Raw genomic sequence first — 22,557 nt, forward strand, 5'->3', positions numbered from 1 at the left:
TCTGCTCGCCATGGGCAAATGGCCGTAGCCTCACGTCTGTTCAGTCCCGCCTGAAGGCCTAGTCCGGAATTTTTCGCGGTCTAGTTCCTTTTTCAGTTCGTCGATCGCTTGGCTTTTCTTCATTAGTAAAGCACCGACCACCAAGCCAATGGTAAAGCAGACCAACTCTTTCATGGGGAACGCCTCACTGGTTGACTTGTGGCTATCCTCCATCAGCCATGCGACAATCTGTGTCGTTTATTTCATGACGTGGCAGCCATGCTTTGGCTACAACCGAGGCTAAGTCAGCGGGGATCACAAAAAAGAATGTGGGCCGTGCCGATGACTGCCCATGCGTCAGCCACGGGCGACCATCGGACGAGTGTGAGCCTAGACGTTACAGGTAGCTCGCGGCTTCTTCCTGAAGCCTTAATCGGTCTCCCTCTAGGATCAGGGCGTCATTCGTATAACCACGGCTTCAACTCCTTGAGGTTGGCAACCACAATCTGCTGAGCCTCAGGGTTAGGATTCAGATTTTTCGGATCGATTTGAAAACGCTGCAATACGTACTTCACCAGTGCTCTACGACTCGGAACAACCAGACGCCCATCTGTCATGCCGAAATCGACCTCAATGATCATTCGCTGTGCTTTATCCAGGCGCTCATCAGGCTTGATGATCACCGGAGCCTCGGTGTTCCAATCATCGTCCTCGGCAATACCATTCTCAGTTTCTTCGTCACGCAGGTCGGGTACGCCTCGTAGCCTGCTTAGCACGAAGTCACGGTACTGACGGTTTTTTTCACAGTAGGCTCGTACATGCCACCGCATTCCGGTGTACACCAGTGTATGAGGTGCGATTGTTCGGCCTTCTGGTTCCGGGCTATTGAGTGAAACGTAGTCGATGTCCAGTCTCAGATGGTCGCGGCAAGCCTTGAGCAGCGGCCGGAGAACTTCGGCCTTGATCGACCGGTCTGGCACTTCGAGCACCTTGGTATGAGCGTAGGCCAGCGCCAGGCCTTCGACGTGCGGTGCGCGTGCGTTGTTCTGATACAGCAAGTGCAGGTAGGCGCTGGCGCTGTCATCGATGAACAGCGGTTTGAATGTCTTGCTCGGCACGTAACCTTTTATCTGCTTGTCATATGTAAGGTTTTTGGGCGCATGCTCAGCGATGTAGGTATTGATGTCTTTCGATGCCTGCTGCCGACTGATGCCAAAGCTCTGGATCAGGTGTCCCGTGGTCAGCCGGCCTTCCCACCAGGCTACGGTTTCAATCAGACGATAGCGAAGAGCTAGGTCCCAGCGAACCTGTTCGATGGATTGCTTGCGTTTCATGCCCTCTCCATATGCTCGAATTCTTTACCTGTATAAGTCTACATTCTAGACGTGTCATTTTTAGCTACATATCGTCTTGCTGTCTTCGGGTTTATTGAGCTTGTTGAAGGGGGCGAACATGGTTGCTTGGGATGCGGTTTCTATAGGTGCTCTGCTGTTGATGGGGGCAATCTTGCTAGTGCTTGTACTTCAGTGCCTGGGGCTACGCGAGCTCTGGAAAGTGGCTCTCGACTTCAAAAGGGATGTGCGTCGGGCTCGCATTTGGGAGATGGAAAATCGGGAGCTGCGTTCAGCGCTGCGGGCTGAGAAAGCACACATTGAGCAGTTGCAAAGGAAGCTATTGATCCTGCAAGAGCTGCTTCCGACTGATGGGTAGCCGATAACAGACGACCGGTAGATAACGCTCGTGGTGACCCCATGATTTCTGAGAGGGGCGAGTGACGTGGTCAGTTGCATTCAAGTAAACTGATAAATTTGACGAATTTGTGGGCGCTTAAATGGTCAAGCTGGAAGACATCACAAAAGACGCTCAGATTCGCGGCCTGCATGGCGACGAGATTGTTAAAGTCATCAGTGTCGACAAGGTCGGTGACTCGGCAATCAGTGTCGTCTACCAGAAAAGTGCCGGCGGTTATGGCGACCAGATGCTTTTTCGCAGCGACGAGTCCCGTCTTGAGCTGGCCCAGGCAGGCAAAGCTTGGGCGTTTGATGCTCCAGGTGTTGATTTCAAGCTGGCCTTGGAGGCCTGGCGTATCCAGCTGGCCCATTTGTTCGATCCGATGATGGCGGTGCACACCTCCAACGTCGACCCGCTGCCTCACCAGATTTCCGCTGTCTACGAATCCATGCTGCCGCGCCAGCCGCTGCGCTTCGTGCTGGCCGATGACCCAGGCGCCGGTAAGACCATCATGGCCGGCCTGTTGATCCGTGAGTTGCTGATGCGAGCCGATGCCCGGCGCATTCTCGTGGTGTCGCCAGGCTCGCTGACCGAGCAATGGCAGGATGAACTGCTGGAGAAATTCGGCATCAAGTTCGAGGTGTTCAGCCGTGAGAAGCAGGAGCAGTGTGCCACTGGCAATTACTTTGAAGAGCAAAACCTGCTGATCTGCCGTCTCGACTGCGGATTCCACGCCATTCGGACACTCAGCCCACGCTGATCCGGACACCTGTTCCACGATCATTCGGACAGGCAGTCGGAGCGCAGCGACGCAGGGGTTGCATTGTTAGTCTGAGGCGCCCGGCGCCGTCAATTTCTTCACCCGCTTTCTCATCGACTCGCCCTTGAGGTTGATCCGGTAGGCGTTGTGCACCAGGCGGTCGAGGATGGCATCGGCCAGGGTTGGATCGCCGATCAGTTCGTGCCAGTTGTCCACGGGCATTTGGCTGGTCACGAGGGTCGAGCGCTGGCCGTAGCGGTCGTCCAGTAGCTCCAGCATGTCGCGGCGCTGTTCGGCGGTGAACGGGGCCAGGCCCCAGTCATCAAGGATCAGCAGGTCGGTCTTGGCATAGCCGCTCATCAGCTTGGCGAAGCGCCCGTCGCCATGGGCTAGGCCCAACTCTTCCAACAGGCGCGGCAAGCGCAGGTAACGCACGCTGTAACCCTCTCGGCAGGCCTGGTGTGCCAGGGCGCAGGCCAGCCAGGTTTTACCCACGCCGGTGGGCCCGTTGATGATCAGGTTGAGTCCGTCGCGTAACCACTGACCGCTGCTCAGCTGGAGGATCAGCGCCTTGTCGAGTCCGCGCGGGCTGCGGTAGTCGATGTCTTCGAGGCAGGCGTTGTGCTTGAGCCGGGCCTGACGCAGGCGGCTGCTGAGGCGCTTGTCGTCGCGTTCGGTCAGTTCGCGGTCGACCAGCAGGCCGAGGCGTTCCACGAAGCTCAGGCTGTCGATGTCGGGGGTTTTCAGTTGCTCGGCGAGTGCCTTGAGCATGCCGGTCAGGCGCAGGGTCTGGAGCTTGTCCAGGGTCGGATGGGGCAGCATGGTGGGATTCCTTGTGTTCAGTGGTAGTAGCCGGGGCCGCGCAGATTGGCGTGGTCGTCCGGCAGCAGGGGCAGGTTGGCTTGAGCCAACGGCAGGCTTTCCAAACCCTGGCGCAGGATCGATTCGAGGCTCTTGTAGCTGCACGCACCGAGGCTGAGGGCGCGACGGCAGGCCAACTCCAAGCGCACTTCGCCATGGGTCTTGCCCAGGCGCAGGATGCCCAGGCAGGCCCGGTAGCCTTGGGTTGGGTGGATGCGCCGTTCGAGGATGTGGCTGATCACGCCGGCCGTGTTCGGCCCGGTCTGCTCAGCCCAGCGGATCAGCCGTTGTGGCGTCCACTCGGCGTGCTCGCGATGGCTCTTGGGCATGTGCTCGGCCTGTGTGCTGTGCCGGCCCTTGTGCGGTGAGCGAAGATGGCTGGCCACCCGCTGATTGGCGTGGAAGCACTCCACCGTGCGCGCTGTCAGGCGTACTTCCAGTTGTTTCTTCACCAGTTGGTACGGCACCGAGTAGTAGTGCCCATCAACCTCGACGTGGTAGTCGATGTGCACACGCGCCTTCTTCCACTCGGCATACACGTAGGGTTGCTCCGGCAGCGGCCGCAGCACCGGACGATCCAGGGCTTCGAAGGCCGAGTGCCGGGAGCCCGGCAGCTTGCGAAACGGTCGTCGGTTGAGGCGCTCCAGCAATAAGGCGATGGCGCTGTTGAGTTCGTTCAAGGAGAAGAACTGGCGGTTCCTCAGCGCGGCGAGGATCCAGCGCTCGACCACCTGCACGCCGACCTCGGCCTTAGCCTTGTCGCGCGGCTTACGCGCCCGCGCCGGCACCACCGCCACGCCATAGTGCTCGGCCAGATCGCGGTAGCTCGGGTTGATGTCCGGCTCGTAGCGATGGCTCTTACTCACCGCGCTGCGCAGGTTGTCCGGCACCACGATCTCCGGCACGCCCCCGAGGAAGGCGAAGCAGCGGGTATGCGAGCCCAGCCAGTCCGGCAGCTGCTGCGACCAGGTGGCTTCGGCGAAGGTGTAGCTGGAGGCGCCGAGCACCGCGACGAACACCTGCGCCTGGCGGATCTCGCCGCTGTGCCGGTCGATCACCGGCACCGTCTGCCCGGCGTAGTCGACGAACAACTTCTCGCCGACGCGATGTTCCTGGCGCATCACCACGTCCAGCTTGCCCTGCCAGGCCCGGTAGTGCTCGCAGAACCAGCTGTACTGAAAACCCTGCGGCTGGCTCAGGCGATACTCCTGCCAGAGCAGCGCCAGGGTCACGCCGGGGCGACGCAGCTCGGCGTGCACCCAAGACCAATCAGGCAGTGGCCGCTGCTCACTGGGCACCGCAGGGGCCAGTGGGAACAGTTGCTGTTCCAGTTCGGAATCGGACAACGAGCAGGGCCAGGCTAGACCGCTGGCGGCAAAGCGACAGAGGTAATCACCGGCACTGCTGTGGCCTATGCCCAGACTGCGGGAGATCTTACGGACAGACAGCCCGCAATCGAACTTGAGGCGCAACACCTCACGGATTTTACGCATGGACAAACGCTCCACGACGACCTCTCTGCTTCGAAAAAGAGGTCGATGGTAGTGAATAAATCCTGCGTAGCTGCCTGCCTGGAAAGTGTCCGGATGGCCGTGGAATCGGTGTCCGGATGCTCGTGGAATGAGTGTCCGGATCAGCGTGGAATCACTGTCCGGATGTGCGTGGAATGGGTGTCCGAGTCAGCGTGGAATCCGCAGTCTCGACCAGCTGTCGCGCAACGAGGGCTACCAGCTCAAGCTCAAAAATACCGACTGGGATTTGATCATCGTCGACGAAGCCCACAAGCTGTCGGCCAACTACTTCGGCAACAAGGTCAACAAGACCAAGCGTTTCGAGTTGGGCGAACTGCTCGGCTCAATTACCCGTCACTTCCTGCTGATGACTGCCACCCCGCACAACGGCAAAGAAGAAGACTTCCAGATTTGGCTGTCACTGCTCGATGGTGACCGCTTCTACGGCAAGTTCCGCGAGGGCGCCCACAAGGTAGATGTATCCGACCTGATGCGGCGCATGGTCAAGGAAGAGCTGCTCAAATTCGACGGCACTAAGCTGTTCCCGGAGCGGCGTGCCTACACAGCCAATTACTCGCTGTCTGAGCAGGAGGCGGGGCTTTATCACGATGTGACAGAGTATGTGCGCAACCAGATGAACCTTGCTGATCGCCTTGATGGTCAGCGTAAGAACAACGTCGGCTTTGCTCTTACTCAACTGCAGCGCCGCCTGGCCTCTAGCCCTGAGGCCATTTATCAGTCGCTGCGCAATCGTCGCAAGCGCCTGGAAAATCGTATCGAGGAAGAAAAGCTTCACCTGCGCGGGACTGGTGTTGCCAGCGTGCTGGGTGAGTATTTGGTGAAAAAGCGCATTGAGGTACCTGATAACCTCGACGAAATGGAAGACGAGCTCAGTGCCGATGAGTACGAGCTTTACGCTGACCAATTGGTAGACCAAGCGAGCGCTGCCGAAACCATCGCTGAGATGGAAACTGAAATCTGCCTGCTCCAGAGCCTGGAACAGCAGGCGCAGCGCCTAGTGGCGTCAGGCAGTGATCGTAAGTGGGAAGAGCTGTCTTGCCTGCTGCAGGATTCCCCGCAGATGTACAACGGCGAGAACCGCCGCAAACTGATCATCTTCACCGAACATCGCGCCACCCTGGACTATCTGGTCAAGCGCATTGCCGACATGCTGGGTGATCCGCAGGCCATCGTCACCATTCATGGCGGCACTAACCGTGATGAGCGCCGCAAGGTGCAGGAAGAGTTTCGCCACAACCCGCGCGTTCTGGTGCTGATAGCCACTGATGCAGCTGGGGAGGGCGTCAACTTGCAGAACGCCAACCTCATGGTCAATTACGACCTGCCCTGGAACCCCAACCGTCTGGAGCAGCGTTTCGGCCGTATCCACCGGATTGGTCAAGATCAGGTCTGCCATCTGTGGAACATCGTTGCCAACGAGACCCGCGAAGGTGAGGTATTTCAAAAGCTGTTTGAAAAGCTGGAGATTGAAAAGCAGGCTCTGGGCGGTAAGGTGTTCGATATCCTTGGTGAGGCCTTCGATAACGTGTCGCTCAAGGATCTGCTGATCGAAGCCATTCGCTACGGCGATTCGCCGGAAGTGCGTGCGCGGCAGAACCAGGTCATCGAAGGGGCGCTGGACACCGAACATCTGAGTGAAATCCTCCGTCGCAACGCGCTGGTCGAGCAGCATATGAGCCTCGACCAGCTGTATGCCGTCAAAGAGGAAATGGAGAAAGCCGAAGCCCGCAAGCTGCAGCCCTATTTCATCCGTGCCTTCTTCAATGAGGCTTTTGCCAGCGTTGGTGGAGAACTTCGTAACCGCGAGCCTGCGCGTTTTGAGATTCGCCATGTGCCAGCTGCATTGCGCGAGCGTGACCGCGTGATCGGCGAAACCCGCACGCCTGTGCTCAAGCAGTACGAGCGCATCTGCTTCGAGAAACAACAGGTGCGCGTGCCTGGCAAGCCTATGGCCGATCTTATCCATCCCGGCCATCCGCTGATGCAAGCGCTGACCGATATCACGCTCAGTGCCCATCGCGGCAAGCTCAAGCAAGGCTCAGTACTGGTTGATCCCAATGACGACAGCCTGACTCCCAAAGTGCTGTTTATGCTCGATCACTGCGTGCGTGAGAGTGCGAGCGACGGCGTCGAACAGCCCAAGATCGTCTCGCGCCGGTTGCAGTTTGTCGAAATCGATCCTCAAGGCCACAGCAGCAATGCGGGCTGGGCACCGCACCTGGATCTGTTGCCGATCAAATCGGGTGAGCTCGACCTTGTGCAGGACGTACTAGGCGCCTCTTGGTTGCAGCAAAATCTGGAAAACCTTGCGCTACAGCACGCCTCGCAGCAACTGGTGCCGAACCATTACAGCGAAGTGAAAACTCGCATTCAGCGCCAGGCCGAGCGCGTGCTAGCAGCTGTACATGAGCGGTTGGTTAAGGAAATCAACTATTGGTCTGATCGCTACCTTAAGCTCAGTGACGACGTGGCTGCTGGCAAGCAACCGCGTATGCAGCCGGAGAATGCGCGTCGTCGATATGAGGAACTGACAGCCCGACTGGAGCAGCGCACCCGTGAGCTTCAAGCCATGCAACAGGTTAGCTCTTCCACCCCTGTAGTGATTGGCGGAGCATTGGTGATACCTGCAGGCCTGCTTGCTCAGCGCCAAGGCGATACCGAATTTTGTGCAGATGCGGAGGCGCGCTCGCGTATCGAGTGGGCTGCTATGCATGCTGTAATCGCAGTTGAGCAAGCGCTTGGTCACGGCGTCAAAGACGTATCTGCCGAAAAATGCGGCTGGGATATCACTGCGCGTCCACCGGTAGCCGACGATGGCAGCATCAAGGACGACCGTCATATCGAGGTTAAGGGGCGCGTTAAGGGCGCCACCACGGTCACCGTCACCAAGAACGAGATCTTCTCTAGCTACAACCAGGGCGAGAAATACATCCTCGCCATCGTGCTGGTGGATGGTGATCAAGTGGACGGCCCGTATTACATCAAGCATCCGTTCAAGAGCGAGCCGGAATTCGGTATTGCCAGCGTCAACTACGACTTGGGTGAGCTGCTGTCCCGGGCGGTCAAGCCGGAGGAAAGCCTGTGAAACTGAATTTGCTGCGGCTGAAGAATTTCCGCTGCTATGCCGATCTGGAGATATCCCTGCATTCGCAGCTTACTGTGCTGGTAGCCGAGAATGGCCAGGGCAAATCGACCCTACTCGACGCTGTGCGCATTGCACTCTGGCCCTATGTTAGCAGCTTCGATCTCTCCTCCACGGGGTACAACGATCCGGCCAATAGCATTGCCATCGGCGATGCACGCTTGCAACGAATGAGTGATGGCAGCATGTCGCGTTGCTTGCCAAGTAGTGTGCAGATGACCGGAGACTACGGGGGCGGGCTGTGCAGTTGGTTGCGTTATCGCGACAGCGAAGCTGAAAAGACCAAGACCAAGAGTGATGGCGAAACTCGACGTATGGAGCAGTGGGTCAGTGCTCTGCAACAAAGTATCCGCGATCCTCAGGTTGGGTCGCAGACTTTGAGCGTTTTTGGTTACTACGGTACCGGTCGTCTGTGGTCAGAGAAGAAGCTGACCAAGGCGCAGAAGGCTAAGGACGAGACGCAGGATACCGATTTCTACATCCGCACCTTCGCCTACCGTGACTGCCTGGATCCTGCTTCGACTTACAAGCATTTCAGAGCCTGGTTCATCTGGGCTTCGCAAAGCTACCAGGAACAGCGTCTCAAGAGGCTGGATGGGCGGGACAATCAAGAGGAGTTGCAGCAAGCAGAATTGCGCCTACAAGTTGTACGGAAGGCCATCGACACTTTCCTGCAACCGGCTACTGGCTGGCACTCGCTCGAATACAGCATCAGCCGGGAGAAAACGCTGGTGCTGCAACATGACCAGCACGGCACGCTCAATGCTGACCAACTTAGTGACGGCATTCGTAGCGTACTGGCCATGATCGGCGACATTGCCTATCGCTGTATCAAACTCAATCCGCATCTGGGCGCCGAGGCTGCTCGCCAGACCAGCGGTGTGGTGCTGATTGATGAAGTGGACATGCACCTGCACCCACGCTGGCAACAGATCATCCTTTCCCAGTTGCAGGAAGCCTTCACTCGTATCCAGTTCATCGTTACTACCCATAGCCCGCAGGTGCTTAGCACTGTTCCCGCCGAATGCATCCGCGTGTTGGTGGCGGAGCGAGACGAAGACAGCGGCCAGCAGCGTATGGCTGTTCATCCCGTCACTCAACAAACCCAGGGTGTGGCTAGTTCCGATGTGCTGGCCGAGGTGATGGGCACCGATCCGGTGCCGGATATCGCAGCAGCCCGCCAGCTCAGTCGCTATATGGCGTTTATCCAGCAGAATCTGGAAGGCAGCGACGAGGCGCAGCAGTTGCGTGCTGAGTTGAATCAGCACTTCGGCGCCGATCACCCGCAAATGCTCGAATGCCAACGTCTGAGCCGCCTTCAGGCTCTCAAGCGCCGACGGCCGTTACGCCCAGGCGGCGCGGAGGACTGATTAATGCACCGACTTCAACGTGGCCCAGCGCCGATCTGCCTTGCCCGCCACAGGCATGGCCGGGACAACTGGAGTGCCCTGGATGGTGCAGATAGGACCGAAATCTGGCAAACGCTGGAGGCCATGCAGAGCCGGAGGTGCGCCTATTGCGAGGCGGCCATTGCAGAAGGCAATCGGCACATCGAGCATTTTGTGCAGAAGGGGCGTGACCCTCGGGTCACATTCCAGTGGGACAACCTCTTTGGCTCCTGCAACCGCGAGGACTCTTGCGGCAAGTACAAAGATCACGGAGCTGGGGCCTACAACCCTGGCGACTTGCTCAAGCCTGATGTCGATGATCCCGACCATTACTTCGTCTTCGTGGCCGACGGCACTATCCAGCTGCGCGCTGGCCTGAATGACACCGATCGGCAGCGTGCCAGCGAAACTCTGCGTGTCTTCAATCTCGATGCGGAACACGGTGCCTTACGCCATATGCGCCAGAGGGAGTCCGCCGGTTATGTGCCGATAGCTGAGGAACTGTGGACGCTTTTCGATGAATTTCCCGAGGATGAGTGGCAGCAGTTGCTGGATGACGAACTTGCTGCCACGACCCATCTGCCTTTTGTTAGTGCCATCCGCCATACCCTATGCCGGATGAGCTGATCAGGAATCCCCATGTACCCCATCAAGACCCCGAAAAAACTCATCGAAGTCGCTCTACCGCTGGATGCGATCAACGCAGCCGCCGCCCGGGAGAAATCCATTCGCCACGGACACCCCAGCACGTTGCACTTGTGGTGGGCAAGGCGGCCGTTGGCAGCAGCGCGGGCGGTGATTTTTGCGCAGATGGTGAATGACCCTGGCTACGAGCGTCATCTGGGGCGTGGGGTGAACAAGGAAAAGGCTGCTGCAGAGCGTGAGAGTCTATTCAAAATCATCGAAGATCTGGTGGTTTGGGAGAATAGCAACAACGAGGAGGTATTGTCCCGGGCGCGAGCGGAGATTTGGAAGAGCTGGCGCGAGACATGCGAGCTGAACAAAAGCCATCCACAGGCCGCAGAGCTATTCAATCCTGAGAAACTTCCTGACTTCCATGATCCGTTCGCTGGTGGTGGAGCGCTGCCGTTGGAGGCGCAGCGTCTAGGGCTAGAAAGCTATGCGTCCGATCTCAACCCTGTACCAGTCACTATCAACAAGGCGATGATTGAGATTCCACCTAAGTTCTCCGGAAAAGCGCCGGTAGGGCCGGAAAGCGCCATAGATAAAACCAGCAAAAAGCAGCGTACTCGCGATGCTTTCCAGGATTGGTCGGGTGCCAAGGGGCTGGCCGAGGACTTGCGTCGATATGGAGCGTGGATGCGTGATGAAGCTGAAAAACGCATTGGCCATTTGTATCCACAGATTGAAATCACCGCCGAAATGGTTGCCGAACGTCCGGATTTGGCTAAATACGAGGGTGAAAGGCTGACGGTGATAGCTTGGCTGTGGGCGCGCACAGTAAAAAGTCCCAACCCAGCGTTTAGTCATGCAGAGGTGCCGCTGGCTAGCACTTTTATCCTTTCTAGTAAGGCTGGAAAGGAAAGCTATGTTGAGCCGATTATCGAGGGCGACAGCTACCGTTTTGTCGTCAGAGCGGATACACCGCCACACTCGGCCAAGAATGGTACCAAGCTGTCACGCGGGGCGAACTTCCAGTGCCTACTGTCCGGTACACCAATTGAGCCAAAGTACATCAAGGCTCAAGGGGTTGCTGGGCATATTGGTCAGCGGCTGATGGCTATTGTTGCTGAAGGTACGCGAGGCCGTGTCTACTTATCTCCAACATCAGAACAGGTGCGCGTCGCTCAGCAGGCTAAGCCTACATGGCGCCCGGAAGTGACCATTTCCGGTAGCACACAGTATCTTGGCGTTAAGCCGTACGGCTTTACACGCTTTGATCAGCTTTTCACTGACCGCCAATTGAGCGCCCTTACGACATTCTCTGACCTAGTGCAGGAAGCTATCTCTCGCGTGCACGAGGATGCGCTAGCTGCAGGCATGGTTGACGATGAGTTGGGCCTGGATCAGGGAGGTCAAGGAGCTGCTGCATATGCCCAAGCTGTGGGCATGTATCTAGCCTTCGCGATCAGTAAGGTGAGCAATATCGGCTCAACCGTAGCCTCGTGGATGAATGATCGTGGAGCATTCAGAGAGACTTTTGCACGGCAAGCAATCCCAATGGTCTGGGACTTTGCTGAAGCAAACCCGTTTGCCAATGCTGGCGGGAGCTTTGCCACAGCGATTGATAAGGGAGCAATGGCCGTCAGCGATTTGCCAAAAGCTCAAGGCGGCTTCGTTTATCAACAAGATGCCCAGAGCCAAAAAATCAGTCAGCAGAAGTTGATCTCCACTGATCCGCCGTACTATGACAATATCCCATACGCTGATTTGTCCGACTTTTTTTATGTCTGGCTACGCCGCTCGCTGCGAACCATTTTCCCTGGACTATTTGCGACTATGGCCGTACCCAAGGCAGAGGAGCTTGTTGCTGCTTCTCATCGTCAAGGTGGGCGAGATATGGCAGAAAAATTCTTTCTCGACGGTATGACTGCCGCCATGCATAACCTTGCCGAGCTCGCGCATCCGGCTTTTCCGGTGACTATCTACTACGCCTTCAAGCAGGCGGAAACCAATGAGAGTGCTGGTACCTCTAGCACTGGTTGGGAAACCTTCCTTGCTGCAGTGCTCAAGGCTGGCTTTGCTCTTACTGGCACCTGGCCAATGCGCACAGAAGGTGCAGGCAGAATGAGAGGCCAGGGAGCAAATGCATTGGCCTCCAGCATCGTGCTTGTCTGCCGTCCGCGTGCAGAAAATGCGCCTGTTGTTTCGAGGCGTGAATTCATCCGCGAACTGAACGCTACCCTCCCGGACGCACTGGCTGAGATGACCCGTGGCGGAATTAACTCGCCGGTGGCTCCGGTAGATTTATCTCAGGCGATCATTGGCCCCGGTATGGAAGTTTTCAGCAAATACAGCGCTGTTTTGGAAGCTGACGGCTCGCCCATGAGTGTGCGCAGCGCGCTACAACTGATCAACCGTTTTGTCGGCGAAGACGACTTCGACCATGACACTCAGTTCTGTCTCGCCTGGTTCGAGCAGCATGGTTGGGCCGAGGGTAAGTACGGCGATGCTGATGTACTTGCCCGCGCCAAAGGTACCAGCGTTAACGGCCTGGTGGATGCTGGTGTGGTGGATAGCGCCAGCGGCAATCTTCGCCTGCTCAAATGGGCGGAGATGCCGCGCGACTGGTCGCCGGAGAGCGACAGCCGCCTTTCCGTGTGGGAAGCCTTACACCAGCTAATCCGTGCCCTTAACCAGGACGGTGAAACAGCTGCCGGCCAACTGCTGGCGCGCATGCCTGACAAAACCGCTGGCCTCACTGCATTAACCTATCGCCTCTACACCCTCTGCGAACGTCAAGGCTGGAGCAACGAAGCACGCGCCTACAACGAACTGCAAGGCGCCTGGCTCGGCATCGAACAAGCCAGCCAGGAGTCTGGACACATTGGAAGTCAAGCTGTGCTGGATATCTGACTTGCCTGGTAATAGGCAGAGAGGGCAGCACGTGAAAAGGAAAGACGGATGACTCTTAAACCCTGGCGTCTAATCGCCGAACCCCACGAAGATGTGCGCAGCGGCACCTTTGTTCAGGCTGAGTTCGCTGCAGATATCACTCGTGTACATACCGGCACGGCGGCAGCGGAGTATCAGGATCCGAAGCTATTCTTCCAGCGCACCTTTATCACCGAGGGCATGCGCCTGCTGCTGGATTCGGTGGTTAGACGGTTGTCTGGCAAGGGCGGCGATCCGGTCATTCAACTGCAGACGGCCTTTGGTGGCGGCAAGACCCACACCATGCTGGCGGTCTATCACTTGGCCCAGGGCAAGGTTGCAGCCAGTGAGATGCCGGGTGTCGGGACCATTCTGAACAAGGCCGGTGTTACCGAGCTGGCGCCGGCGCGGTTGGTGGTACTGGATGGCATTAAGTCCTCCCCCAACCAACCAGTGCAGCATGACGCCTGCTCGGTCCGCACACTGTGGGGGGAGTTGGCCTGGCAACTGGGCGGTGATGAGGGCTATGCGTTGGTGGCTGACGCTGACCTATCCGGAACTTCGCCAGGTAAAGACGTGCTGGTCACTCTACTTAGCCGTTATGCACCTTGCGTCATCCTGGTGGACGAGTTAGTAGCCTATATCCGTCAGTTCGAGGAAGGCGTTTCACTCGCTGGGGGAACCTTCGACTCCAACCTGACTTTTGTCCAGGCGCTGACTGAAGCGCTGAAGGCTGTACCCTCAGCGGTAATGCTGGCCTCGCTGCCAGAGTCCGAAAAAGAAGCCGGCAGCCAGCGTGGCGTGCGCGCCCTGGAGGCGCTGTCGCACTACTTTGGCCGTGTGCAGGCGCTGTGGAAGCCGGTGGCGACTGAGGAGGCTTTCGAGATCGTCCGGCGTCGCCTGTTCAGTCGGATCAACGACCAACTGGCCGCCGAGCAGGTGTGCCGTCAGTTCGCTGACTTCTACGTTGCGCACAGCGGAAAGTTCCCGTCTGAAACTCAGGAAAGCCATTACTTCGAGCGTCTGAAGCAGGCTTACCCGATTCACCCGGAGGTATTTGATCGGCTGTATGACGACTGGTCGAGCTTGGATAACTTCCAGCGTACCCGTGGCGTCCTGAAGATGATGGCCAAGATCATCTACAGCCTATGGAAAGATGGGAATAACGACCCGTTGATCATGGCAGGCAGCCTGCCTTTTGCTGATACCGATACCCGCAACGAGTTCACCTATTATCTGCCCGCAGGCTGGGATCCGGTTGTGGACCGGGATATTGACGGGCCGCGCGCAGAAACCGTAGCCATCGAAAACCACGATGCGCGCCTTGGGGCTGTGCATGCATGCCGTCGAGCTGCACGCACCATTTTCCTCGGTAGTGCGCCGACAACTTCCAGTCAGTTGGTTCGCGGTATCGAGCTAGAGCGTGTGCTGCTGGGTAGTGCTCAGCCTGAGCAGCAACTGGGCGTGTATGAAGATGCACTGCGTCGCTTAGGGGACAAGCTGCATTACCTGAACATTGCAAATAGTCGTTACTGGTTCGACACTCGCCCGAACTTGCGCCGCGAGATGGAGGAACGCAAGAAGCGCTTCAAGGATCGCGAAGATGTGTTCCCGACTCTGCGTCAGCGCCTCAATAATCTGGGCGGCTGTTTCGGTGGCGTGCACGTATTTACCGGCAGTGCCGATGTGCCGGACGATTGGACGCTGCGCCTCGTGGTGCTGGCGCCTGATTCGCCTTATAGCAAAACCGGGCCGAACGCAGCGTTGAACAAAGCGTTGGAGATCCTCAAGAATCGTGGCGATCAGCCTCGTCAAAAGCAGAACCGACTGATTTTCTTGGCGGCGGATGCTGACAATGTGAGCCGCTTGAAGGACCACGCACGTTCGGTGCTCGCTTGGGAATCTATCGTCAGCGACTACAAGGACAATCGTCTCACGCTCGACAACCTGATGGCGCAAAATGCTTCAGCCAGTCTGGGGCAGGCGCGTGAGACGCTTAACCGCACCCTGCGCGAAACCTGGAAGTGGCTGCTGGCGCCAGTGCAGCACACGAGTAATCTGACAGAGATCGTTTGGGAGCTCTATGCCGTCAACCCAGGCGCTTCGAGCCTGCCCCAGGAAATCGAGAAGGTTTTGCGGGAAAATGAGCTGCTGATCACCGAGTGGGCTCCGATCCATCTGTCCAACATGCTCAAGCGCTGGTTTTGGAAGGACGGCATGGCTGAAGCTGGCGCGCTGGATGTGTGGCAGAAGACCTGTTGCTATCTGTACCTACCGCGCCTGCGTGACGATCAGGTGTTTGCCCGCACTCTTAACCAAGGGGTGCAGAGCAAAGACTTCTTCGCTGTAGCGCAAGGCAAGGAAGGCGAGCGATATCCGGGCTTTGTGTATGGTAAATCGACCTCGGTCATTCTCGATGGCTCTTGCCTACTGATCGAACCAAGCGCGGCATCGGATTATGCCGAGGCGCTCAGAGTCAAGGAGGCAGCGGCCAATGCGGCGTCCACGGTGCAGCCGCCTACTGGAGAGTTGATCCATGACACTCCTACCGAAGGCTCCAGTGATACCGCCGTAGGTGCTGGCTCGGGTGGCAGGTCGTCTGGCTCGACCGATGTGGCGGTAGCTAAGACATTGCCGACGCAGTTTTATGCCAGTGCCGAGTTGGACCCGGTCAAAGCCAAGATGCAGTTTGCAACGCTGGTCGACGAAGTGATTCAACAGTTCACGGCTAAGCATGGCGTGAATGTAACCATTTCCATCGATATTCAGGCCAGCAGCGCAGGTGGTTTTGATGACTCAGTACAGCGCTCGGTGAAGGAGAACTGCAGTGTGCTGAAGGTGAATACTTACGAGTTTGAGTAAGCCCCTGCAGAGCGGGCATCCCTGCTGATGCCCGCAGCTACTGCCAGTGAGCGGGAATTTCGATGGCGTAGTTCTTGGCGACGGTCTTCAGTGTGGCGAGTATTTCTGCATGGCGTGCCTGCTCGCCAGGCTGCCAAGTGTTTCGCTTATCCAGCATGTTTTTCAGTTCACCCAGGTTGTACATATCGAGGCGATGAAAATTGCCCCAGCTCGGTATGCCGAAGAGGTTGTAGATGACCACGGTGGCATCACGTTCGCTGGCAAGGCGCTTTTCCCCGCTGAGCTTTTCGGCGGCAGCCTCGGCTTCATCTCGATCGTCGTAGGTGTTGAGCAGTTTCATCAGTGTTTGGCTGTGCTTCACATGGGCGGTGAATTCTGCCTGACCGGCGAAAAAAGTACATCCAAGGATCTGTTCAGGGGGGGCGCAGGTGGGTGAAGTAGCACATCCAGTGAACTATACCCTTTCGACTTTGACGTACCATCGGGCGGTCGAACCGGATTCGTCAGCCTGTGGTTTGTGTCCTCAAGCGCACTGGCCCAGCGTCCTGCCGGGTGCCATTACATGGGAGCCTTCCAGTGACCGTCATTACCACACCCGAGTTACTGCAATGCCGGCAAGCCTGCCACCAGCGTTTGAGGCAAGCGCTGGGGCTGACTGCGTTGGGGCTGCTGATGTTCGCTGCCATGCAGGTGCTGCTTGCGCAGAACCTCCTGCCAGCTGGCCAGCAGATTGATCCGCGCTGGCTGCTTGCGTCGCTACCGGCTTTGTTGCTGCCGCTCGGGCTACTCGCATGGGGCGTCTGCTTTTTCCATTGGATGCATCTACAGCGTTATGCCAAGGTGGTCTATTCACTCCAGAGAGTCCTCGCCACTCGTGAGTTGTCGGCGGCTCGCCAGGCACTGGCCGTCGCCCGTGAGCAAGCCGGGCAGAGCCGCCTGAACACAAGCGCGCTGCAGGCACTTCAACCACAATTGGAACAGCACCTGGACGGGCTCACCCGGCAGTATCTTCAGCAGCGTCTGGCGGCCGATGTGACAACCGCTCGCAACCAGTGCCGGCAGCGCCTGCAGGCTATCCGTAGTCGGACACCTCTGATCCAGGCGGAAACCACTGTGCGTGAAACACTGCAGCGCCTGCAGCAGCGGCGCGATCAGCTTAGCGACCAGTGGGATGAGACCTACGAGAAGTTCTCCTGGTGGAACAAGATAAAGTACTCCGATGGCCCAGATTTCAGAGAAATAGATCAGGCCATCAGGCAACTCAAGAAGATGCATGACAGGTTGCTGATTCAGCACTCTGAAGACTTCAGCTGCCTCAATAAGCACTTCTCCGAACTCAAATACCGTGCTGAAGCACGTATCACCAGCAGCCAACAGCAGATTGAGCAGTTCATCGCCGATGAAGTGACTTGTGGGCAAGAAATTGAGTTGCCACTCAGGGCTGGGTTTATGCTGTCAGCCCTGTCGGTGCCGATTTCCCTATGGGATGACTTCACCACGGCAGGCAACATTTACGATGCGATGCGGAGCGTCAACGGCAACTATGCTGGTATGAGTGATGCTGAAATCTGGCTGGAAACCCTGTTCTTGTCCTCAGAGAGCCTGGTTGGGCTGACCTCCCTGGCCAAGGGCGCCTATTTTGAGAAATTGGTGGCGAGCGATACCGGGGGTGCCCTTTTCGAACACTTCAACAACCCCGGAAGCGATATCGTCATCGACGGTGTGGCCTACCAGATCAAGGCCACTTCCAGTACCACCTACATCAACAGCGTAGATGCTGATATCCCGGTTATTGCTACCTCGGAAGTGGCCGAGCGGACTCGCGCCATTGACTCAGGCTTTAGCAATATCGAGTTGGAGCATTCGGTAGACCTTGCACTTGGCGGTTCGGTGGTCGACTCCGAGGACACTGTCCTCGATGCATTGCTTTCTGGGGTTGGCGGGCTCGGGTTGTTTGCCACCATTGAGGGTATCAACCATGCCGCAGAGTACTACGAAAACGGCGGCGATGGCGTAGAGGCCCTATTTGCAGGAGCAGGCGTGGCCATTGAAGGCTCCGCACGGGCGCTGGTGGGTACTGCAGAGCTGGGTTACAAGGTGCTCGCTTCCGCCCCTAGCCGCTATATCGGCCGTACACTGCTGGCTGGGCTGAAAAAGTTCGATGACAAAATGACGGACGCGGGCTCTAGGCCCAAATGAGTAGCTCCAGCTGGGGCACCGACGCAAAAAAATAAGACCTCGAATCAGCTGCCTCCATGGTGATCTTTAGGGCTGAGCCCTAAAGATCACCATGGAGGCATTATGAGATCTTTTTACAAATAACCTCGTTCAGCCAATGAGACGCAACCTTCATGGCCAACCACCACATGATCCAATATGCAGGTGCCGACCATGTTCAGAGCGTTTTTGAGGGTGGCGGTCAGGGTCCGATCGGCTTGGCTGGGTTCTGGGTCACCGCAGGGATGATTGTGAACCATAATGACGGCTGCAGCATTGTGCTCCAAGGCGATCTTGACCACCTCTCTCGGGTACACGCTCGCGCCATCCAGAGTGCCTCTGAACAGTTCTCTAAAGCCTATGACCCGATGTTTGGAATCGAGCAGCAGCAGGGCAAAGACTTCATACTCGTGGTACTGCAGCAGTGTTTGCAGGTGACTGAACACCTGCTTCGGCTCAGTCAGTGCCCGGCCTTTAGACAGACGACTCATGGCCAGTTGTTGCGCCATCTGCAGGATGTCGGCCTCGGTGACGGGGGACTCCATGACGTAGGTGCCACTCGCTTCACCGGCTTTGAGCTTGTGATATTTCATGACGGTATTCCTGTAAGAATGGGAAAGCTGGGTAGGTTGAGTAGAGCGTTACTGAACGGAAGGCCTAGTGCTGTGCTCGATAGCCTGAGCCTCCAGCCTCTGAGCCAGTGAGGGCTTTGACGGTGCTGTCGGTTTGGCCTCTGCGTTGCCGGGTGGGGTTTCAGCAGCGGGAAAGAACTCCTCGACAATGGCGCCACTGTCCTCCTCGCTGTCTTCAAAAGCGCCATTGTTAAAACCTTGCCGGGCTGCGTAATCCAAGGCGCTCTGGTCAAAGCCCGAGGCTTGCCGGGTTTCCTCCAGTTGCTTGGCTGCCAATAGGGCGTCTTCTAAATTCATTTCACTGCGCACCGTGATATCGACGTAGAAGATCGGCGTGCCATGGCTCTGACGGGTGGATTTGCCACGCAGACGCAGCTCCAATGGCAGGCAGGCCAGGCGATTGCCAGAGATGGCTTGCAGGTAATGCAGACGCGCTGCCAGGGTACGGATGCTGTTGAACCCAGTGGTGCGGAAGACAAAACTGCCCAGTGGGTCGTCATCACCAATCACCACGTTCAGTCGACCGTAAGGTTTGCATGCATTGCCTTGGGCCAGTGGGCAACCATCAGGTGAAGGGCAGGGCAGCGATTGGATGCCGTCCTTGGTCAAACGCTTGCAAGTTTCACCATTGCCGACGCACAACGGCCTGCCGGTAGTACGGTCGAACAGGCTGAAGTCCGCACGAAAGTTGAGGTCTGGTTCGTTGAACATTAAGCGGATCGGAATGCTGCGCAGCTTGCCGTCCTGACCATTGCGCAGTTCTTCGTTGAGTGGATGCAGCAGCCAGCCGTCACGGCTCTGGACTTGCGACGTGATGGTGAACTGATTGTCCTTCTCTGGCAGGCGCTTGCCATTTTTCTCGACGACCTTGCCGATGGAAATGCGCCCGAGTACCGGCGGGGTAATGGCTAAACCTTTAAGCATGGCGGTTATCCTTGATCTGAAATAAAAAAGCCACCGGGACGTGAGTGGTCCGGGTGGCTAGGGTGAGCAAGCTGTTTTAGGCGATCAGGAAGCGACGAGTGCCTGCTTTGGCCTTGGGGTAGCGAGCTTGCAGGTAGGGCTTGTCTTTGAGCATCTGTTCGACATCTAGACCAATGCTGTCCTTGGATTTCTTCCAGCTGATGTAACCCTCTGCAAAATCTGCTCGGGTGGCCTCCCCCATGGCCTGCTGCAGAACCTGCTTGAGCTGCGCCTCCCGCGTTTCCTGCTGAGCAATGCTCTGACGAATAGACTTGAGTTCCAGGAAGGTGCAGGTCAGTTCCTTGTGCTGTCTGAAGTCCAGGGTCTGTCCGTTATCCTCGGGGTAGAGGCAGCGCAATGCCGCTTCCGCAGACGCTGTGCCATCGACTGGTGGCGGGGTGTCACTGACGACGTAATCCCAGAACAGCCGTTCTAGATCAATCAGCCGCTTAATCAGCGCCTCGTCGCGTGTGATGCGATGGATTTCCAGATGCTGGCCACCGAGCAGCACCGCCACATCAGCGGCCTGCTTGCCAGTGACTGCAAGCTGGTGCATGACTTGCAATTGCACATATTCGGGCACGCCCTCTTTCCAGAGGCGTGCCCCGTTTATGCCGGCAGTCTTGCACTCTAGGATCTGCACATCGTCGGTACCGATCACCTCGCGGTCGATATTGGCGAGCATCCAGGGCAGCGCCGGATCGGGATGCTGCAGCACCGCGTTGATCCGTCGGACCTTGTGCTGGCTGCGCTTGCTGTAATGCCAGGCCACGATAGGCTCCAGCACATTGCCCCAGTACAGCGGGCTTTCCTCATCGTGAGGATCGACCTTGGGCATGCTGGCATCGCGACCGGTCTTCTCCAGCCACAGCTCCAGCTGCGACTTGTAGGGATTCAGACCCACCGCAGCGGCAGCATCCGAACTGCCGATGCCTTTCTTGCGGATCTGCAACCAGTCCTCGCGGGGCAGCTCCTTGGTGCTGACCAGGCGCAGGGCGGGGCGTTTCTGGCGGGTGCTGCTATTCAATGACGTTGCTTTCATCGTCTTTACCTGCTGGTATAAAAAACGCCCGACCAGCACATGGCTGACCGGGCGCAAGGGGTGAGGTAAGTAAGGGTTAGGCGGCGAGTTGCAGAGCGGCATCCAGGGCGCGTTGTTTGATCTGTGCTCCCTGACCGAACCATGCCGAGTCCAGGCGGTACTCGTTACTGCGGGCACGGCGCTCGTGGTCGACGTACTCGGTCACGGCATTGAGCAGGCCCCAAGCAGTGCCGCGTGCTGAGTCCAGTTGGCTGCCACGACCACGGCCCTCGTACAGTTCCTGGACCTTGCGTAGGGCGCGCTCGTTGGGCAGTTGCTCCGGCAGAGCGCCGGTCGGGCTGGTCTCACACACCACGTTCATGAAATAGCCTAGCGCTTCATGCCTCTGCACCTTACGCTCGGCCAAAGCTCTCATGCGATACATAAACTCGTCCCATTGCGAGACGGCGATACCGAGTTGCTTCTTCACCGCCTTGGGATCGAAGCGGGTGTTGTGTGGCACCTTGATTGCCCGGCTGCTGCCGTCGAGGGCGATGGTCAGGGTGTTATTGCAGACTACGCGCACGGTGGTCGGCGTGGCGGTGGTGGCCAGGGTGCCGTCGCAGGAGGTTGCCAGCAGCAGATAGCCATTCACTTGGTCGTTACCTTTGAGCTCTGTGCCTTGGCCGGTACGTGCCAGCGCCCAGAACTTGCGCCCACCCTTGAGCACGCCAGCCGTTTCCAACTCGTAACCGGAGGCGTCGGTGAGGTCGCGATAAAACTCCAACACTTCACGCGGCTGCACCGTGTGGTAGCGCTGCGAGACCACCGACAGCGGTGCTTTGGTGTCGGAGCGGTAGAGGACTTTCTGTTCGGGGAAGGAGTGAATAGTGCCAAGGTGACCGACAGTATCCGACTTGAAGTGCACCGGACTTTCCTGGATTTGCCAGTCCATGCCGGCTTCACGTTGCCAGACCTCGATAGGTTGTTTACGGGGGAGTTGATTGCCCAGACCGTGCCAGGGAGTAGCGCCGGCGTAGGCCATGGTTTCAATGAGATGAGCCATAGGAATGATTCCTTGCGAATGAATGGGGAAGGGCGTCGTTTCAGCAAACGACGCCTGATCACAACGACTTAACGATTGACGCTAAAGCTGTAACCACACTCCAGGCATTCGTAATTAGCCAGCACCTTGTCATCAATCTGCTCACCTAGCGTGGCCCCGGCTATCCCGCCCGCTACCCCGCCAAACAGACCACCGAGCAGAGCCCCAGCAATACTGCCAATGGCAACCCCTACCGGCCCGCCGACCACTCCCAGCACCGCACCGGCTTCAGCACCCGATAGGGCACCAGCGGCTCCACTGGCCGCACCACCTGCGGCACCAATCAAACCGCCCGCTTGTTTTCCGATATTTTTAGTGATGACGCGTCCCGAGTTGCAGCTTGGGCAAGGGGTATACATGTGCAGATCCTCTCAAGTGATGAGCGTGCCGAGGTAGAAACTGGCACGCCAAATCCCCAGCAGCAGTCGATACTGCGGGGCGTTCACTGAGGTGATATAGGTTTGAAATATTTTTGGATCCAACTATCTGCGGAGGTATTGCTATGAAAGTAATCGGATGCTTGGCGTGGGCTTTATTCTATATTTCGTTTGTTTTTTGACTAATTTTAATAAACTGGTCTAGATGTTTCAGGCTATGGGTTGCAGGGTGACCTGGGCTGCAGAGCTACGCCGGCTAGATCTCAGAATGAGTCCCCACAACCTCCGGTAGGTACAGTGTTATTGCACTGTATTGCGCGGTCGGCTACTGTGCCCGGATAGCAAACGCGAGATATCGTCGTGAACACCAGCAGCACCCTCCTGATGCGCGTCATCAAGTCCCTCGCCCGTTGGCGTTGGCGCACCTGACTT

General features: G+C 57.5%; 18 protein-coding genes. 8 read left to right on the top strand and 10 right to left on the bottom strand.

The window, feature by feature from the left end:
* Window positions 1-30 precede the first annotated feature (30 nt).
* On the bottom strand, window positions 31-174 hold the full coding sequence (locus KDB76_RS02415) for a hypothetical protein (RefSeq protein ID WP_158242105.1): 144 nt from the start codon (window positions 172-174) through the stop codon (window positions 31-33).
* A gap of 263 nt (window positions 175-437) precedes the next feature.
* On the bottom strand, window positions 438-1,313 hold the full coding sequence (locus tag KDB76_RS02420; protein ID WP_015271893.1) for a WYL domain-containing protein: 876 nt from the start codon (window positions 1,311-1,313) through the stop codon (window positions 438-440).
* A 118-nt stretch (window positions 1,314-1,431) separates the two neighbouring features.
* On the opposite strand from KDB76_RS02420, the gene KDB76_RS29630 reads away from it, so the two are divergent.
* Window positions 1,432-1,689, top strand: a complete 258-nt coding sequence (locus KDB76_RS29630) for a hypothetical protein (RefSeq protein ID WP_249206213.1) — start codon at window positions 1,432-1,434, stop codon at window positions 1,687-1,689.
* A gap of 121 nt (window positions 1,690-1,810) precedes the next feature.
* On the top strand, window positions 1,811-2,470 hold the full coding sequence (locus tag KDB76_RS02425; protein WP_249206214.1) for an SNF2-related protein: 660 nt from the start codon (window positions 1,811-1,813) through the stop codon (window positions 2,468-2,470).
* 66 nt (window positions 2,471-2,536) lie between these two features.
* Here the strand turns inward: KDB76_RS02425 and istB are convergent, their stop codons facing one another.
* Both istB and istA read right to left on the bottom strand, forming a co-directional pair.
* Window positions 2,537-3,292, bottom strand: a complete 756-nt coding sequence (gene istB, locus KDB76_RS02435) for an IS21-like element helper ATPase IstB (RefSeq protein WP_038408850.1) — start codon at window positions 3,290-3,292, stop codon at window positions 2,537-2,539.
* Window positions 3,293-3,309: 17 nt separating this feature from the next.
* Window positions 3,310-4,824, bottom strand: coding sequence for an IS21 family transposase (istA, locus tag KDB76_RS02440; RefSeq protein ID WP_038408847.1), 1,515 nt, complete (start codon window positions 4,822-4,824; stop codon window positions 3,310-3,312).
* 127 nt (window positions 4,825-4,951) lie between these two features.
* On the opposite strand from istA, the gene KDB76_RS02445 reads away from it, so the two are divergent.
* From KDB76_RS02445 to KDB76_RS02465, 5 genes are read left to right on the top strand one after another with little or no spacing between them, the layout of a single operon-like run.
* Window positions 4,952-7,948 carry a helicase-related protein gene (locus KDB76_RS02445; RefSeq protein ID WP_249206215.1) on the top strand — a complete coding sequence of 999 codons (2,997 nt, stop codon included), beginning with the start codon at window positions 4,952-4,954 and terminating at the stop codon, window positions 7,946-7,948.
* On the top strand, window positions 7,945-9,375 hold the full coding sequence (locus tag KDB76_RS02450) for an AAA family ATPase (protein WP_061303568.1): 1,431 nt from the start codon (window positions 7,945-7,947) through the stop codon (window positions 9,373-9,375). Before KDB76_RS02445 ends, KDB76_RS02450 begins: the two co-directional genes overlap by 4 nt.
* Window positions 9,376-9,378: 3 nt before the next feature.
* Window positions 9,379-10,020 carry a retron Ec78 anti-phage system effector HNH endonuclease PtuB gene (ptuB, locus tag KDB76_RS02455; protein WP_061303570.1) on the top strand — a complete coding sequence of 214 codons (642 nt, stop codon included), beginning with the start codon at window positions 9,379-9,381 and terminating at the stop codon, window positions 10,018-10,020.
* A 12-nt stretch (window positions 10,021-10,032) separates the two neighbouring features.
* Window positions 10,033-12,930 carry a DUF1156 domain-containing protein gene (locus KDB76_RS02460; protein WP_212632220.1) on the top strand — a complete coding sequence of 966 codons (2,898 nt, stop codon included), beginning with the start codon at window positions 10,033-10,035 and terminating at the stop codon, window positions 12,928-12,930.
* A 48-nt stretch (window positions 12,931-12,978) separates the two neighbouring features.
* Entirely contained in the window at window positions 12,979-15,810 is a 2,832-nt protein-coding gene (locus KDB76_RS02465) for a DUF499 domain-containing protein (protein ID WP_151883645.1), read from the top strand.
* Window positions 15,811-15,847: 37 nt separating this feature from the next.
* Here KDB76_RS02465 and KDB76_RS02470 read toward each other — a convergent pair whose 3' ends face one another.
* On the bottom strand, window positions 15,848-16,150 hold the full coding sequence (locus KDB76_RS02470; protein WP_212632221.1) for a hypothetical protein: 303 nt from the start codon (window positions 16,148-16,150) through the stop codon (window positions 15,848-15,850).
* A gap of 236 nt (window positions 16,151-16,386) precedes the next feature.
* On the opposite strand from KDB76_RS02470, the gene KDB76_RS02475 reads away from it, so the two are divergent.
* Window positions 16,387-18,009: a hypothetical protein gene (locus tag KDB76_RS02475; protein WP_249206216.1), complete on the top strand. Its 1,623-nt coding sequence runs from the start codon at window positions 16,387-16,389 to the stop codon at window positions 18,007-18,009.
* Window positions 18,010-18,122: 113 nt separating this feature from the next.
* Here KDB76_RS02475 and radC read toward each other — a convergent pair whose 3' ends face one another.
* From radC to KDB76_RS02500, 5 genes are all read right to left on the bottom strand, one after another.
* Window positions 18,123-18,620, bottom strand: coding sequence for a DNA repair protein RadC (gene radC / locus KDB76_RS02480; protein ID WP_212632222.1), 498 nt, complete (start codon window positions 18,618-18,620; stop codon window positions 18,123-18,125).
* 48 nt (window positions 18,621-18,668) lie between these two features.
* Window positions 18,669-19,583 (bottom strand): hydrolase or metal-binding protein, encoded by a 915-nt coding sequence (locus tag KDB76_RS02485; protein WP_212632223.1) that lies wholly within the window; start codon window positions 19,581-19,583, stop codon window positions 18,669-18,671.
* A 76-nt stretch (window positions 19,584-19,659) separates the two neighbouring features.
* On the bottom strand, window positions 19,660-20,664 hold the full coding sequence (locus KDB76_RS02490; RefSeq protein ID WP_212632277.1) for a lambda-exonuclease family protein: 1,005 nt from the start codon (window positions 20,662-20,664) through the stop codon (window positions 19,660-19,662).
* A gap of 76 nt (window positions 20,665-20,740) precedes the next feature.
* Window positions 20,741-21,709 (bottom strand): DUF932 domain-containing protein, encoded by a 969-nt coding sequence (locus tag KDB76_RS02495; RefSeq protein ID WP_212632224.1) that lies wholly within the window; start codon window positions 21,707-21,709, stop codon window positions 20,741-20,743.
* Window positions 21,710-21,777: 68 nt separating this feature from the next.
* Window positions 21,778-22,107 (bottom strand): hypothetical protein, encoded by a 330-nt coding sequence (locus KDB76_RS02500; RefSeq protein ID WP_122048463.1) that lies wholly within the window; start codon window positions 22,105-22,107, stop codon window positions 21,778-21,780.
* Window positions 22,108-22,557 lie beyond the last annotated feature (450 nt).

Source organism: Pseudomonas sp. JS425 (genome assembly GCF_018223845.1).
In the GTDB taxonomy this organism is placed as follows: domain Bacteria; phylum Pseudomonadota; class Gammaproteobacteria; order Pseudomonadales; family Pseudomonadaceae; genus Aquipseudomonas; species Aquipseudomonas asiatica.

Coding starts and splice junctions, on each gene's coding strand:
- KDB76_RS02445 (WP_249206215.1), top strand. CDS start 4,952: ATGAGTGTCCGGATCAGCGTGGAATCACTGTCCGGATGTGCGTGGAAT.
- KDB76_RS02490 (WP_212632277.1), bottom strand. CDS start 20,664: ATGAAAGCAACGTCATTGAATAGCAGCACCCGCCAGAAACGCCCCGCC.
- KDB76_RS02465 (WP_151883645.1), top strand. CDS start 12,979: ATGACTCTTAAACCCTGGCGTCTAATCGCCGAACCCCACGAAGATGTG.
- KDB76_RS02460 (WP_212632220.1), top strand. CDS start 10,033: ATGTACCCCATCAAGACCCCGAAAAAACTCATCGAAGTCGCTCTACCG.
- ptuB (WP_061303570.1), top strand. CDS start 9,379: ATGCACCGACTTCAACGTGGCCCAGCGCCGATCTGCCTTGCCCGCCAC.
- KDB76_RS02425 (WP_249206214.1), top strand. CDS start 1,811: ATGGTCAAGCTGGAAGACATCACAAAAGACGCTCAGATTCGCGGCCTG.
- KDB76_RS02470 (WP_212632221.1), bottom strand. CDS start 16,150: ATGAAACTGCTCAACACCTACGACGATCGAGATGAAGCCGAGGCTGCC.
- istB (WP_038408850.1), bottom strand. CDS start 3,292: ATGCTGCCCCATCCGACCCTGGACAAGCTCCAGACCCTGCGCCTGACC.
- KDB76_RS02415 (WP_158242105.1), bottom strand. CDS start 174: ATGAAAGAGTTGGTCTGCTTTACCATTGGCTTGGTGGTCGGTGCTTTA.
- KDB76_RS29630 (WP_249206213.1), top strand. CDS start 1,432: ATGGTTGCTTGGGATGCGGTTTCTATAGGTGCTCTGCTGTTGATGGGG.
- KDB76_RS02420 (WP_015271893.1), bottom strand. CDS start 1,313: ATGAAACGCAAGCAATCCATCGAACAGGTTCGCTGGGACCTAGCTCTT.
- istA (WP_038408847.1), bottom strand. CDS start 4,824: ATGCGTAAAATCCGTGAGGTGTTGCGCCTCAAGTTCGATTGCGGGCTG.
- radC (WP_212632222.1), bottom strand. CDS start 18,620: ATGAAATATCACAAGCTCAAAGCCGGTGAAGCGAGTGGCACCTACGTC.
- KDB76_RS02500 (WP_122048463.1), bottom strand. CDS start 22,107: ATGTATACCCCTTGCCCAAGCTGCAACTCGGGACGCGTCATCACTAAA.
- KDB76_RS02495 (WP_212632224.1), bottom strand. CDS start 21,709: ATGGCTCATCTCATTGAAACCATGGCCTACGCCGGCGCTACTCCCTGG.
- KDB76_RS02485 (WP_212632223.1), bottom strand. CDS start 19,583: ATGCTTAAAGGTTTAGCCATTACCCCGCCGGTACTCGGGCGCATTTCC.